General features: G+C 49.8%; 13 protein-coding genes, 1 tRNA gene and 1 pseudogene. 13 read left to right on the top strand and 2 right to left on the bottom strand.

Translation table 11 applies throughout. The features are described from left to right. Positions 1-50 precede the first annotated feature (50 nt). From proB to OOJ60_RS16310, 3 genes are all read left to right on the top strand, one after another. Positions 51-1154: a glutamate 5-kinase gene (gene proB / locus OOJ60_RS16320; RefSeq protein ID WP_042286149.1), complete on the top strand. Its 1104-nt coding sequence runs from the start codon at positions 51-53 to the stop codon at positions 1152-1154. An 11-nt stretch (positions 1155-1165) separates the two neighbouring features. Next, complete coding sequence (gene proA / locus OOJ60_RS16315; protein WP_205612912.1) at positions 1166-2419, top strand: glutamate-5-semialdehyde dehydrogenase; 1254 nt, start codon at positions 1166-1168, stop codon at positions 2417-2419. A gap of 113 nt (positions 2420-2532) precedes the next feature. After that, positions 2533-2608: transfer RNA gene (locus OOJ60_RS16310), tRNA-Thr, on the top strand. A gap of 117 nt (positions 2609-2725) precedes the next feature. Here the strand turns inward: OOJ60_RS16310 and OOJ60_RS16305 are convergent. Next, positions 2726-6523 (bottom strand): autotransporter outer membrane beta-barrel domain-containing protein, encoded by a 3798-nt coding sequence (locus tag OOJ60_RS16305; RefSeq protein ID WP_205612911.1) that lies wholly within the window; start codon positions 6521-6523, stop codon positions 2726-2728. An 827-nt stretch (positions 6524-7350) separates the two neighbouring features. Here OOJ60_RS16305 and OOJ60_RS16300 point away from each other — a divergent pair. The 10 genes and pseudogenes from OOJ60_RS16300 (at position 7351) to ompA (ending at position 14580) form a co-directional block, all read left to right on the top strand. Next, complete coding sequence (locus OOJ60_RS16300) at positions 7351-8100, top strand: winged helix-turn-helix domain-containing protein (protein WP_205612910.1); 750 nt, start codon at positions 7351-7353, stop codon at positions 8098-8100. After that, positions 8073-8579, top strand: coding sequence for a hypothetical protein (locus OOJ60_RS16295; protein WP_205612909.1), 507 nt, complete (start codon positions 8073-8075; stop codon positions 8577-8579). The genes OOJ60_RS16300 and OOJ60_RS16295 overlap by 28 nt, the downstream gene beginning before the upstream one ends. Positions 8580-8777: 198 nt before the next feature. Then, on the top strand, positions 8778-9518 hold the full coding sequence (locus tag OOJ60_RS16290; RefSeq protein WP_205612908.1) for a winged helix-turn-helix domain-containing protein: 741 nt from the start codon (positions 8778-8780) through the stop codon (positions 9516-9518). After that, a complete protein-coding gene (locus OOJ60_RS16285; RefSeq protein ID WP_205612907.1) occupies positions 9491-9979 on the top strand; it encodes a hypothetical protein in 489 nt (162 codons plus the stop codon). The genes OOJ60_RS16290 and OOJ60_RS16285 overlap by 28 nt, the downstream gene beginning before the upstream one ends. A gap of 285 nt (positions 9980-10264) precedes the next feature. After that, entirely contained in the window at positions 10265-10804 is a 540-nt protein-coding gene (locus OOJ60_RS16280) for an Ail/Lom family outer membrane beta-barrel protein (protein WP_205612906.1), read from the top strand. Between the two features lie 61 nt (positions 10805-10865). Continuing rightward, positions 10866-11222, top strand: coding sequence for a DUF4156 domain-containing protein (locus OOJ60_RS16275; protein ID WP_042286139.1), 357 nt, complete (start codon positions 10866-10868; stop codon positions 11220-11222). Positions 11223-11382: 160 nt separating this feature from the next. Next, positions 11383-11982, top strand: a complete 600-nt coding sequence (locus OOJ60_RS16270; RefSeq protein WP_205612905.1) for a LuxR C-terminal-related transcriptional regulator — start codon at positions 11383-11385, stop codon at positions 11980-11982. Between the two features lie 359 nt (positions 11983-12341). Then, positions 12342-12602 (top strand): annotated as a pseudogene (locus tag OOJ60_RS16265) (GNAT family N-acetyltransferase); the annotation flags it as partial. Between the two features lie 191 nt (positions 12603-12793). Further along, positions 12794-13423, top strand: a complete 630-nt coding sequence (locus tag OOJ60_RS16260; protein WP_205612904.1) for a helix-turn-helix domain-containing protein — start codon at positions 12794-12796, stop codon at positions 13421-13423. A gap of 113 nt (positions 13424-13536) precedes the next feature. Further along, positions 13537-14580: a porin OmpA gene (gene ompA / locus OOJ60_RS16255; protein WP_205612903.1), complete on the top strand. Its 1044-nt coding sequence runs from the start codon at positions 13537-13539 to the stop codon at positions 14578-14580. Positions 14581-14615: 35 nt separating this feature from the next. Here the strand turns inward: ompA and OOJ60_RS16250 are convergent, their stop codons facing one another. Beyond that, positions 14616-15014, bottom strand: coding sequence for a hypothetical protein (locus OOJ60_RS16250; protein ID WP_200036096.1), 399 nt, complete (start codon positions 15012-15014; stop codon positions 14616-14618). Between the last annotated feature and the right edge of the window lie 181 nt (positions 15015-15195).

Genomic DNA, 15195 nt, shown 5'->3' with positions numbered 1-15195 from the left:
CTAAAACGTTCGTTTGATATCATTTTCCCTATTTTGAACGGCAGAGAATCATGAGTGACAGCCAGACGCTGGTGGTAAAACTCGGCACCAGTGTGCTAACGGGCGGATCGCGCCGCCTGAACCGTGCCCACATCGTAGAACTTGTTCGTCAGTGCGCGCAGCTGCACGCCGCAGGACATCGTATTGTTATCGTTACCTCTGGCGCGATTGCCGCCGGGCGCGAACATCTGGGCTACCCGGAACTGCCCGCCACCATCGCCACCAAGCAACTGTTGGCCGCGGTAGGGCAGAGTCGTCTGATTCAACTGTGGGAACAGCTGTTTTCGATTTACGGCATTCACGTCGGACAGATGCTGCTGACCCGCGCGGATATGGAAGACCGTGAACGCTTCCTTAACGCCCGCGACACGCTACGCGCGCTGCTTGATAACAATATCGTTCCGGTGATCAACGAGAACGACGCGGTGGCGACCGCTGAAATCAAAGTGGGCGATAACGACAATCTTTCGGCGCTGGCGGCTATCCTGGCGGGCGCGGATAAACTGTTGCTGCTGACCGACCAGCAGGGGCTGTTCACCGCAGACCCGCGCACTGATCCGCAGGCAGAACTGATCAAAGACGTTTATGGTATTGATGACGCGCTGCGCGCGATTGCCGGCGACAGCGTTTCTGGTCTGGGAACGGGCGGCATGAGCACCAAACTGCAGGCCGCCGACGTCGCCTGCCGCGCCGGTATCGACACTATTATCGCCGCAGGCAGCAAGCCGGGCGTGATTGGTGACGTAATGGAAGGTCTCTCCGTGGGTACCCGTTTTCACGCCCAGGCCTCACCGCTGGAAAACCGCAAGCGCTGGATCTTCGGCGCGCCGCCTGCCGGGGAAATTAGCGTCGATGAAGGGGCGACCGCCGCCATTCTGGAGCGCGGCAGCTCATTGCTGCCAAAAGGCATTAAAAGCGTGACAGGCAATTTCTCGCGTGGTGAAGTGATCCGCATCTGTAATCTGGAAGGGCGCGACATCGCCCACGGCGTAAGCCGCTACAACAGCGACGCGCTGCGCCGCATTGCCGGACACCACTCACAACAGATTGATGCGATTCTGGGCTACGAATACGGCCCGGTCGCCGTTCATCGTGATGATATGATTACCCGCTAAGGAGCAGACAGATGCTGGAACACATGGGCAAGGCGGCAAAAGCTGCGTCGTACCAACTGGCGCTGCTCTCCAGCCGTGAAAAAAATCGCGTGCTGGAAAAAATCGCCGACGAGCTGGAAGCGCAAAGGGAAATCATCCTCAGCGCCAACGCCGAGGACGTGGCGAGAGCGCGTGAGAACGGCCTGAGCGAAGCGATGCTCGATCGTCTGGCGCTCACCCCTGCGCGTCTGAAGGCGATTGCCGACGATGTGCGTAAGGTATGCCATCTGGCCGATCCAGTCGGGGAGGTGATGGATGGCAGGCTGCTGGACAGCGGACTGCGTCTGGAGCGTCGCCGGGTTCCGTTGGGAGTGATTGGCGTGATTTATGAAGCGCGGCCTAACGTTACCGTGGATGTCGCCTCGCTGTGTCTGAAAACCGGCAACGCCGCCATTCTGCGCGGCGGTAAAGAGACGTATCGGACCAACGCGGTAACCGTAGGCGTTATCCAGCAGGCGCTTAACGCCTGCGGTTTACCGGAAGCCGCTGTTCAGGCGATTGACAGCCCTGACCGCGCGCTGGTGAACGAGATGCTGCGGATGGACAAATACATCGATATGCTGATTCCACGCGGCGGCGCCGGGCTGCACAAGCTGTGCCGCGAGCAGTCGACTATCCCGGTCATCACCGGCGGGATCGGCGTGTGTCATATTTTTGTTGATGACAGCGCCGACATTAAACCGGCGCTGAATATCATCGTCAACGCCAAGACCCAGCGTCCAAGCACCTGTAATACCGTGGAAACCCTGCTGGTGCATCAGGGCATTTCCGAACGTTTCCTGCCCGCGCTGAGTCAGCAGATGGCTGAAAGCGGCGTAACGCTGCATGCGGATGCTAACGCGCTTGCGCCGTTGAGCGCGGGTCCGGCACACGTTGTAGCAGTGAAAGCGGAAGAGTACGACGATGAGTTCTTGTCGCTGGATCTGAACGTAAAAATCGTTGCCGATCTTGATGATGCTATCGCGCATATCCGCGAACACGGTACCCAACATTCAGACGCTATCCTGACGCGTACGATTCACAACGCAAACCGCTTTGTGAATGAAGTGGATTCTTCCGCTGTTTACGTCAACGCCTCTACGCGCTTTACCGATGGCGGTCAGTTCGGCCTGGGCGCGGAAGTGGCGGTAAGCACGCAGAAACTTCACGCCCGCGGCCCGATGGGGCTCGAGGCGCTGACCACATACAAGTGGATCGGCATCGGCGACGATACGATTCGTGCGTAAAACCAACCGGATGATGCAAAAATAGGCATTTGAATCGCAAGGCCATTGACGCATCGCCCGGTTAGTTTTAACCTTCTACCCCGTGTTCACGCTCGTGGACACGTCCTTTCAGGGCCGATATAGCTCAGTTGGTAGAGCAGCGCATTCGTAATGCGAAGGTCGTAGGTTCGACTCCTATTATCGGCACCATTAAATCAATGACTTATCCATCTATCATATTTCCCTTAATGCCCCCTGTGGGACAGATTTGTGCCTCCGCGTTTAATACGCGGCGACGTTACCAATCAAACGTCCCTTGCCAGACAGTCAAAAAGTCACCCTTATCCCCAGCACGGCAGTTGTATCACTGTAACCCTTATCACCAACCTGCTGACCGAGGGTGCCCCACAGGGAGACATACTTCGACAGTTGGCCTTCAACGCCCGCTTTTAGCTCGCCCACGTCGCGGGTGCCCGCCAGATTGATATTGTCACCGTTCATCGATACGCCAAACTCTTTGCTGTTGTGAAGCCAGTTCGCTTCAATAAATGGTTGGAAGGTACGAGCCTTACCATCGTCAAGCTGGCTATGACCCTTGCCGAACAGACGCACGCCGACGCGGGTCTGCACGTTGCCCTCGCCCCGGCCTTTCACTCGGGTACCATTAGCTTCCTGATGATCGTCGGCCCTGACGCCCATCCACGTGATTTGCGCTTGCGGTTGGATGTACAGCGCATTACGCTCGCCGATCTGCGCCAGTTTCCAGGTGTAGCCGGATTCCAGTGATGCAGTGAAGCCCTTTGATTCATACGCCTCCACGCTAACGCCGTGACCGGAGACGGTGTTGTCAAACCAGCTGTACTGCGCCCAGGTATCGACATAGGCGCCTTCTGGCGTTTGCAGCCAGGTGCCGTACAGGCCAACGCTGTAACCGCTGATGCGGCTGTCGGCGCGGTAGCCGTTACGCTGGTTTTCGGCCCGAGTTTTCTGGTTGGCATAGCCTGCCATCAGACCGAGACGGAAACGATCTGCGCTGTCAGATGACCACTCAAAAATGTCGCCGCCGAGCTGCATCACATAACGGTTAGCCTGCATTCCCAACAGGCCGCTGCTGTCTTGCTGACGGGTGTGACCGCCTGCATTACGCAGCCAAAGGCTGGTAATGGCTTCCTTGCCCGTCAGCGCGTCGATATAGTGTGTTTCGCCCTGGCGATCGCGTAAGCGAGTCACAAACAGCGTGTTTGCCGCCGCAAGGTTTGCGATGTAGCTTCCCGCTTCCGGACGCAGATCGTCATGCCTGTCTGGAGTAGGGGCCGGGTCTGGATTAGTCTTACCACTGGTCAGATACCAGTTGCCGCTGTTCTCCCCATGACCGCGGCCAAGGCTGTAATCGTAAGCGCCTGCCACAATACGGCCAGCCTGGATAAATTCGCCGTCAGAGTGCCCATCAACATGGATCACTTCAATGCCGTTCAGCGTTTGCGCACCTGTGCCGCCCGCATTGACTACGCTCACAGTGGTTTCACCATGGGTATCCCCTTTTACCACCAGTTCATCGGTAACGGAATGGTCATCACCCAGTGCGGTATTTATCGTGAGATACCCCTTGCTGCCGGTATAATTACCATTAATAACCAGTTGGTTACCGGCCTGATGACCTTTGAACCCGGTGGCCAGCAAACCGCTGTTGATAAGGTCTCCGCCCACCGTAAACCGATGATTCTCCTCATGGTGGGCACCCACCTGTAGCGTCCCGGCATTATTGATATTGCCAGCTACACCGCCAATACCGGCGAGCATTCCCGGCTTAGCGATATCCACCTGCGAGCTGGCAAGCGTCGCCGGTGACGCGTTGTTACCCAGCAACAGGCCACCTTGCTTGATGTCCGTCTGGCCCGTCCAGGCGGCGTTGTCGCCCAGCGCGATCGTCCCGGTCCCCAGCTTGATTACGCGACCGGAACCATAAACGGTATTATCCAGTCGCCAGTTGTTGTCGCCGTTCAGCACCAGAGATCCGCTGTTATGAACTTCCGCCGCGCCGAGGCTGTCAGCCGTTAACGCCGTCATTTGTGAACCCGTATTAACGGTGAACTGCCCCGAGAATGCCCGATTAGTCCCTGCCAGCACGACATCGCTGTCGATTAACTCAACCTGTCCGGCATCGCTAAGGCTATTGTAGAGACGGCCTGCGGCATAGCTGACGGACAGCGTTCCCGCGGCCACGATATTGCCTGTACCCGCCCCCAGTGTATGATCCAGTACTACCTTCGCGCCCTGCATTATCGCGGTCGTTGCTTGCAGCTCGGGATTGTAACCAGAGATAGATAAGGTTCCGCCCGCAACGTTGAGCTGCCCGTTACCCGCCAGTACGCCTGATGCCTTACCGCCGTTGGTCAACGTGAGTTGGCCGCCATTCAAATGGGTTAGAGAGCCGTTTTCTGCCGTGAGCGTGGCGATGGTTTGCGAATGGCCGCGCATATCAAACCCGGTGTCGCCAGCCAGCTTCAGCTCGCGGGTATTCCCGAGCACGTTATCGTTCAGCATCGCCAGATTACCGCTGCGCACGTTGGTGACGCCGCGATAGTCATTATTCAGATTCGACAGCGTTACCGTCTGGCCTTTCTGGCTGTCAATCGCCAGATCGCCGTCGCCGGTGAGTGTTGCGCTGAGATCGGCCGCATTACCGCCTTTTCCGTTCGCATTGAGGATAAGCGCATCAGCTTCTTCACCCATCAAATCGACATTGGTCAGAGCATAGTTGACGTACAGTCCGTCATCACGGTCACCGCGGGTAAGACGATAGTCGTAAGTTGCATTCGCAACCACGGCGCCATGCTGGGTAATGTCGGCTTCAGCGGTATCACTGATCGCATGGGCGTTCTGGTCAGTTAACGTTAAGTTACCACCGTGACCGATAACGCCGCCGTCACTGGATACCAGTCGCACAAGAATATTACTCTCATCCTGTTTCAGTAAGGGAATGAGGGTATCAGGCATTGGCCTGTCATTACTGAAGGTGGTTCCTCTCGTTACCTGTACGGTTCCCTGACCCGAAATATCCAGCTGGCCGGTGGTATGTACCGTAGCAGGGGAGGTTTTTTGACCCGGGTTAACTTCACCAACAAGCAATGTTCCCCCCTCAAACGTGAGCCCGCCCAGGGTTTGCCGACCCTCGCCAACCTTCACCAAACTTCCCGATCCCATTTTCATCGACAGGTCTTTTAACGCTGCCGCATTCGTTTCGGCCAGCGAAAAAGCCGTATCCTGAAGCGCCACCGTTCCCCGGAAGTTATCGGTCAAACGAGATGAGTCAAAAACAAAATCGTTGCCGTTTGTGTTAACGGAAAGCACGCCGTCTCCGGTTAATTTGTTCAGAAAACGCCAGCGCTGAGATGTCTCTATGGACAGCGTGCCGCCGTTAAGCAATACCGTGTTGGCGCCAATATTTTTTGGGTCCGTTATTAAGAGGCGGGCCGGAGAGTCGATAGAAAAATAGCCATGAAAATTCGAGTTATCACCGGCAAGCGCGGATAGGCCGTTCAACATATTGACGCGGCCCTTGCCACTCAAATTCGCCGACAGAGAAAATAAAGCGCTGGCATGATTAAGTGTCAGAACGCCTTCCCTGAAGCCGAAAATAATCTCTTTGGTATTAATATTTCCGGCGGCGACAGCCTGCTCGCCGGCCCTTGCTCCAACGGCAAGCTCTCCTTTCCTGCCTCCTTTGGAAATGATAATTTCTCTGGCGCTTAGCAGACCATTATCGGAGGCGATCGCTGTGGCTGTTCCATCCAAACCTACAATCAGCGTCGCGTCCGTCGAGATGACAGAGCCGGCCCCGGCTACCTGAAGCAGATTATCATAGCCGGCAGTTTCCAGCTCATTCCCGACCTGAATATTCGCGTCAGCATGCGTCTTACCGCCATTAGTGGTTATCAGCGTGCCTGACCCATAGGTCCCGACTATAATTCTGCTTGCGGTTGCTAACTCACTTCCCGGACCATCAACATAGATACGTCCTGATGTCGTAGATTGCGGCGTTCTTCGGCTACCTATCCATATCCCGCTCCAGGTATTGTCCGAACCGTGATGAAATAACTTTCCTCCCTGAGTAATATTTAGCACGCCGCTTCCGTTTCCCTTACCAACCTGTAAAGAACGATTTTTTTTGTCAATCGTAACTATACTTCCTGGTCCGCTAATATTCAGTACCCCATAACCATCAGGATTTTTTGAATCTGACTTACCGCCAACCAGTAAAGGATCGCTGTAAGTAGATTTGATAATGTTCAGTCTGCCGCCATCCGTTATATTGACGGTGCCTGTTGAACCGTGTATCCCTATTTGGAAAAGCTCAGCCTGAACATCACCACCATTAGAAATATTAAGGGTGCCGTCAGTCTCATCACCAATAAATATCCACGGCTCTTCCCATAATGAATCTATCTTTAACGCTTGGTTATCATTAATGGTTGCAGCTGGGGCACCGGTTGCACACATTGATGTGACAATAGCGATGAATAATTTACTTACTTTCATAAAAAGCTCGGCGAATAATATGGATTGCCCCGTTGAGGCAAAGTGACAGACGAGTCAGACCTGACAATGCTGCCGGTTCTGTATGCTTTGAGCTGTTATCCTTGTCTGGCAACGTATTAACAAGGTCTTTGTGCTAAGGAAAAGTATATGGAAAAAGATCTGAAAAGTGCTTACTGCAAGCTGAATAAATCTTACTTTTTTCTTACTTGTTTGACTTCTTTTTAGACTGAACGTAGGGTGCATTTGAATGAGAGGACAATGCTGTTTGATTGATCAATAATAAAAATTCAGTACAGTGACGGAATATCTTATTTTATTATTGTCATACACTTCAGCGCGCCGGGCCGATCATTAGCAGAGAGAGGTTATTCATAGAGATAACGAAGGAACCCTATCGTTAAAGTAGAGTGATAATGAACGCTACCAAATTTTTGTTAGACGGCAGAGTGCTATTTGATAGCGCCAGAATGACATTAAGTCGACAAGAGAAAATAGTCAGGCTCTCCGAGTCAGAGTGCCATTTACTGCTGGCTTTTTGGCTTGGATTGTATAAAAAAGAAGAGATAATCAATTATGTCTGGAAAAATCGCAGCGGATGCGTTTCTGAATCGAGCTATTACAAACTTATCAATCAACTGCGAAATAACTTCAATCGGGTGGGGCTTCACGCATCTGATATTGTTACACATCCCCGGGTGGGAATATCGTTATCGATAACGCTGACTTCCGCTGATGAAATGTGCGACCTTCAGCGACAAAACGATAATGGGGCGCAGAAAATAAAATTCCGTGCCCTTTTGTCGCACCGGTTTATGGTTAAATGTAAAAACATGCGAGCACTTTGTTGCACCAGCGGTGTGGTATTGCTGATAGGTATTATCCTCATTTTTAGTTTTCCCAGCGATACAACGCGGAATAAATCTGATAAGGCATTCACCCCGCTTGGCGAGTTTGATGGTTATATTTTCTTTAAAATGAAGACGGATAAAGTGACATTCAAGCAAGTCATCGCCGCATATACATCGATGACATTAAAACCTGGCCCGCAAAATGGTCATTATCTTTATTACATCAGGGAGCCTGATATCAATCTTTTATTTCAGTGTTTAAATCCGATTGAAAACGTGGTGCCAAAATGTTTAACCATAAAAGAACAGTACTGATTACGATGACGGTCATTGCGCTGGTGCTGATCGTGATATTTGGCAGAAACGGGTGGAATGTTCAGCGAAATGTTATAAATGTGGATAATTTTATTTGTACATCTAAATCAATAGTTTATATTGAACCCATGAAGATGAAACTGCGTGGTACGTTTGTGCTGGATCTTGAGTCAGACCGAATCGCCATTCATTATGAAGTTGAACAGGCGGATCATAAGGAAAAACTTTTATTCCAGGATGTTCATATCAGTAAATTACTCCGAACAGGTGTCAGAACGTTCACATTTAAAGTCAGCTCAGTAAATAAATTTTCTGCTGATTCAACCGGTGATATGTTTTCCTGGCTACGTCTCCTTCAACCCGGTACGGTGAATGAGTTGAATATTGTCCAAATCGGTCAGAATGCATATCTGTATTCTTTGAACAGATATTTATACAATGTTTGTACGACCAGCACCAACGCGGTGAATACGCACTAATAGCTGTGTAATGGCCGGTCTGTACGGGCATTGTGGCGGGTGTTGATAACGGAAGGGACTATTACATGTCCAATTTCGTCTGGAGCTGGCCTGTGTTAATATGAACGCTGAAGGTTCCGTAAGGCTTTTAACTCAGTGCCTGGCAAGGCTGTACAACGGCAAAATCGGATACTCAATGAATAAATTGCAGAAGAAGCCATGAGCGAGCGAAAGTATCTTATCGACAATCGCGTGATATTTGATTCTGAGCGTATGTCATTGACTCACTCAGACAAAACGGTGAGCATTTCAGAATCCGAAACGAATTTGCTGCTTGCTTTCTATAAGGGATTATTCAAAAAGGATGATTTAATCGGCTGGGTCTGGGGGCGTAAGGGCGTTGTAGTATCTGATGCCAGCTATTATAAGCTCATCAATCAGTTACGTAATACTTTCGACAAAATAGGCCTACCGTCCTCATCTGTGGTGACGCGGCCTAAAGTCGGCGTTGAGCTGGTTTTATCCATCACGCTCATGAAGCCTGGGGCCTCCCGACAAACTCCCGCTGAACCGGCGGAACATTCAGCCGAAACCTTCGACGAAACGCCGACATCGTATGAGCACAACAAATCATCTATAGCTGGCCGGAGAGAATGGCTTTTTCTGGCGCTGGCCGCGTTTTTGATGATAGCGAGTTTTGGTGCCAGCCTGTGGGAGAGCCATCCCTACTTTTCAGCGCCCGTTACCCATGATGGTTACTATTTTTATAAAGTAAATAACGATAAAACGACCTTCGGGGATGTGGCTGCGGCTTTTTCAGAATTAACTATTCCGGTGGTTAAGCAGAATGGGCGTCATATTTACTACATCAGAGTGCCGGATACTCATATCTTCGTCCAGTGCCTCAATCCACTCACCGTAGCGGAGCCAAAATGCATTACCCTAAAAGAACGTTATTAAGAATATTAACAGTATTCTTTATTCTCGTCTCCGGGATGTTATGGATACAGGTAATAAAGAAACACGCTGTCAGTCATCCCTCTACGGGCGATTTTTTCTGTGCCACCAAAACGATAAGCAACATACAGGCGAAGGGGATAACCGTTGCGGGGGATATTGTCATCGACTTCAAAACGCAACGTATTACGTTACAGCATGATGTTAAACAGGAAAATAATGAGCATAGCCTGTTATATCGGGATGTTTACATGAAAAATCTTCGCCGCATCACTGACGATCTTTTTACGTTTGAGATCGATTCTGTAAAAATATTTCCTGATGACAATGTCGGAAATTTGTTCGCCTATTTTCGCCTGCTCCATCCGGGGGCCCTCAACGAATTACGAATTCAACGCATTGGCGAGAAAACCTATCTTTTTTCGCTTAATCGTCAGATTTATAACGTATGTACAGCGAGTTGATTTGCTCAGGAATCCCTTGGGCATCTCGGTATCAGTATGATAAGAGAGTGACAAGCAGTAAGGTGACACATCTTTTGTTACTTATTGAAATGTATGTCTTTAAAATCAATCATTCTGATTCTGTTCAAAAGCAGCAGTGTGTGATTATGATTTTTGTAAGATCTTCTTCCAGACTTTATCAGCTCTGATTAGCTATATTTTCGCTGCTGCAAACGGACATCAGAAGTCGTTTCAGTGGCCTTAATTAATGCTTTTTTCAATAAGATAAAGAGGGGGTATTTATCCATGTCTACGCGACTTTGTGGCGCTGTAATTATTTGTTTTGGTCTGTTAGCCTCATTTCAGAGTATGGCTAGTGGAACACATACGGTATCAATGGGGTATGCTCAAACACATCTGAGCGCATTAAAAAGCTCGAACAGCAAAGATCTTCATGGCTTTAATATAAAATATCGCTACGAGTTTGATGAACGCTGGGGCTTTATTGGTGCATTAACGGCGACTCGCCACGAAATTGAGCACTATAGCTGGCAATCAGCAAAGTTAAAAAAAGAGGGTACCGATACCATTGATTATAGTTCGGTAATGTTTGGCCCAACTTATCGCTTTAATGATTACATCAGCCTGTATGGCAACGCAGGTATGGCGAGAATGAAAATGAAAAATACTCACTCACACGAATCAACGGATGATTCTTTTGCATACGGGGCTGGGGTAATATTTAATCCGTTAACCAACCTATCGCTTGATCTTTCCTGGGAAGCGTCAAAATTCTTTTCTGTCGATGCCAATACGTTTGGCGTAAGCGTTGGCTATCGCTTTTAAAAATGGTACTCCCAGGGAGTGGGGATAAGTAAAATCATATTAAAGAAATTAAGGTTTATCCATGAAATATATATTACCAGCTCTTTTTACGTTGTTTTTAACCGCCTGTAGCGCTAACTCATTACATTCGGGGGCGGAGCGGGTTCGTATGACTCATAACGAGCCTGGAAAAGAGTGTTCGTGGTTAGGCGACATCACTGGCAGCCAGGGCAACTTTTTTACCGGAGGCTGGACCTCGAACAGTAACCTCGAAACAGGCGCGCGGAATGATATGAAAAATCAGGCCTGGAAAATGGGCGGAAATGTTGTTGTGCTGCTAACGCAACGCGCAGGGCAAACCGGCAGTTCCTACAATGGCAGTGGTTCAAGTCAGCAAACCAATGTGACGCTAAGCGGAGCGGTGTACCGTTGTCCATAATTTAATATATTTCATTGATGAATAGAGAGCAGATATCAACATTGACGGTTGCTGTCTGCTCTGATTCATAAATGTTATAAAGGAATGGCATTTCAATTTATGAAGGCCATTATGATGATTTCTGGTATGCCGGGGAAAATATCTTATATTACCGGTGGGTATGTTGTTACAAGGTATGGATACACATTTTAAAACACAATCTCATGAGGCAATAACCCTCAATGTGTGGCCAGATAATAATCCACTGTTCACTTATTCTCTTGCCCATCTGATTACCGAAACAAACGTGATAAATCGAGTAGAAGAATTCCTGTTCGTCAATTTTTGCATCGATAATGTTATTTTCTTTATTCATGATGATTGGCTTGAAAACCTGCACAAGACAGGCCTAAAGGTTGTGCTGGTTATTGATCTTTTCATGTCTTCACTGGCGAAATATTGGCATAATAAACAAAAAGATATGATCTTGCTGTCGGTTGAGGACAAGGATATAAAGACGTTTGTCTCTGCTCTGGATAGCCTGTCTTATGGACAAAGCGTGGTACTGAAAGATGTCGTACCGATAACAGAGAAAGAAATATTCGTGTTACGTAAACGCCTCTCCGGTATGTCCGTAAGAAATATCGCACCCATTCTTAATTGCTCGCCTAAAAGTATTTATTATTACCAGTATTCTTTATTAAAAAAATTGAGGCGATCGTCACGGATAGGCGAGATTTATATCCACTGCTCTCATTTGCATGATGCTTACTTAAGGTAGCAGCTAAGTGCCGGGCCGATATTGAGTTAGTCTGCTCTTTCTGGCGGAATGGCGGCTAACTCAGAAGGATATGTCGCCTGTTTCAGCCTATCGCGTCATCAACGCAAAACGACATCACTCACTGACGGCCGCATCTAAGACTGGGGGCTGGTCACAATCACAGCTTCGTTGACAACCGCACTCTACATAGTTGTATAGCACAACTAAATTTCGGAGAGCACTCAATGAACATTGATTCACCTGTTGTCAGAGACATTCGCGTTTCCTCTCGCCTGATGGTTCGTGAGTTAGGAGTTATGGCCAATACGCTGGCGGCCACCGACTATTCGCCCTCGGCAGTGCATACTCTTCTTGAAACAGAGGCGCACCTGCGCTGGTTCATTCTGGATGATGGCTGCCGGGGGCATGGCATCGGGCGAAGACTGTTAGCTGAAGCCATGCGGTTTTGTGATGAGAAAGGCTTCCATACGGTACATTTATGGACCTTTAATAAGCTGACGGCGGCGCGTCGGCTGTATGAATCGTTTGGCTTCAGGCTTGAAAAAGAGTGGCGGGGCGACCAGTGGGGAAACCGTATCATCGAACAGCAATTTACCCGGCGTAACGCGTCCGAAATTTAAAAATAAACAACATTTATGCTCATCAGGAAAATAAATTCCTGTAGGGTTAGATAATCACGCAGGGCAGTCATCCCGGCAGTCATTTCTTTCCCCTGACTTTTTACAACGAAGCATGAATACGTTTTTGACTATCTTATTGCGCGTCCCGACTGGACTATACTGACATCACTTTTCAGTGATAAGGATCCGTCATGCTTGTTTTACCTCCCGTTCGCCCCGAGGAATCCATCGCCCGCCTGACGGCGATCATTGAGCCGGTCGCAGAAAAACTGACCGTCGCACCGCGAAAACGGATGACCTGGACTTATAAAGGCCGCCAGCAGATGTATTTACTGCTGGAGGGCGAACTGTCCATTCTTCGCGCTTCGGATGGTCTTTTGATCGTTACGGTTTACGAACCGCACCTGTTCGGAATCGCAGAAATGATACAGCCGACACAAGGTCATATATTGCGGACAGAATCAGCCTCTACGGTACTGCGTGTTGATGCGCAATTGGCGGCGGCGCGCTTTCGTCAGGAGGGCGTCTGGGAAGATGTGGCGGCGTTGCTCTCTTACCATACGGCATATCTGATATATCGCGATGCGCAGATCGTGCAGCAACGTACCTATTCGGTAATACGTAACCATCTGCATGAAATGATATTATTGCCTGAAGAAACGCGTATGCGTACCACCATTCTCGACTATATTCAGGATCGTACGCTTTTATCGCGCAGCAGTATACTGAACGTCCTCTCTGCGCTCAAACAGGGGAAATATATCACCTTCAAGCGCGGGGGGTATCTGCTTGAACTGGGTCATCTTCCCGAGAGTTTTTAAAATTTAAAATTAAACAGAAAACGAATTAACCCGTTGCGACTTTCGTTATATCGTTTGCCCACTGAGTCACTTTGCAAACGAATCTAACTCAGGTTCAGGTAAACGGGAAATACATGAAAAAGACAGTAATAGCTTTAATTATCGCGAATGCGTTCAGCGCTACATCTGCCTTCGCGGCAGCGGACGCGGGCACCTGGTACGGCGGTGCAAAATTTGGCTGGTCACATTATTTTGATGCGAAAACCGGTGCCAAAGCGGTCGAAAATAATAATGAATCGAATCATTTTAATATCGATCGTGATAACGTCGGTGGAGGGATTTACACCGGCTATCAAATCACCCCGTGGCTGGCGGTGGAAGGCGGTTACGACTACTTAGGCAATATGCAGATCGCCGGTCAGCACGGTGGCTCGGGGGCAAAACTGAAGGCGCAGGGTCTGCAAATGTCTCTGAAAGCCAGCTATGCCGTCACGAATAACTGGGATGTCTATGGCCGTGCAGGGGCGATGGGCTATCGCGCGGAGTCTGACGTCAGCGGGCATAACCGTTTTGAAACTGGCGTGCGTCCACTGGCGGCCGTCGGTACGGAATACGCCTTCAATAAAAACTGGGCTGGCCGTGTCGAATACCAGTGGGTCAGCAACGTCGGCAACGCCAACCAGATTGGCGTAAGCAGTGACGTCAGTTCCGTGACAGCCGGCGTAACCTACCGCTTTGGTCAACACGATGATGCGCCTGCCGTGGCGGTCCCGGTTGTCGCGCCCGCACCCGCTCCGGAACCGCGGCATTTCAACCTGAAATCTGACGTGATGTTTGACTACAACTCGGCAACGTTGACCGCGGAAGGCCAGTCAGCCATTCGTCAGCTTTATAACAGCCCGGGTCTGCAGCCCGCGAAAGATAAATCCACCGTAGTAGTAGGGTACAGCGATCGTACTGGCAGCGAGGGGTATAATCAGGAACTCTCCGCCCGCCGCGCGCAGACGGTGGCCGACGCGCTGATGACGCTGGGGATCCCGGCGCAAAATATTCGTGCCGAGGGTCGTGGCGAAAGCGAATCTGTCACTGGCGCACAGTGTGACGGCCAGCAAGGGCAGACACTGATTAACTGTCTGTCACCGGACCGCCGGGTGGTCGTGGAAATCAGCGACACGTAAATGAAAAAAACCGACACACGACGTGTCGGTTTTTTTTATCCACGAATAAGCGGAGACAGGGCGTTTTCAATTTTGCGTAACCCCGTCTCATTTCTCTCCGTAAAGTAATGTTCATTCATCATCTGCAACTCTTCCAGTTTCGATAACGCTGCGTAAACGCGCTGCACGTCATTATCGTGTTCAAATACCTCTTTCGGCTTCACTTCCTGCAAATAACGCGTTTTTATCGACGCCGACAGCGTAGAGATATGCTGATGATTGTACTGGTACAACGAAGCAAGCTGCGATAAAGGTATTTTCGCCGCGCTATCGTTCGGTTGCACAAGCGGAATTTGCATCTGTCGGATTGGTTCAATCTTATCTGCTCCCGTCGCGCTGCAGGCGGTGAGCGTAAATAACGTCATAAACAATACATTTCGGGATAATCTTTTCATCTCTGTTGGCCTGGCAAGAAAGTCAACGCAATTATCCAGACTGGCTACGAATGCTATAGAGAAAGATTGTTTATTTTTAAACAACGAATAAAACATCCAGGCCGTAGTGCAGCATTGCTATGCGACCGGGTTAATTCGTTGCGGCTTATTCCGGCATACCGTGTGGCAGGCAAGGAAAATA

Source organism: Citrobacter sp. R4, from assembly GCF_026719175.1.
Taxonomy (GTDB): domain Bacteria; phylum Pseudomonadota; class Gammaproteobacteria; order Enterobacterales; family Enterobacteriaceae; genus Citrobacter_A; species Citrobacter_A sedlakii.
This window is presented reverse-complemented; position numbering and strand designations above follow the sequence as displayed.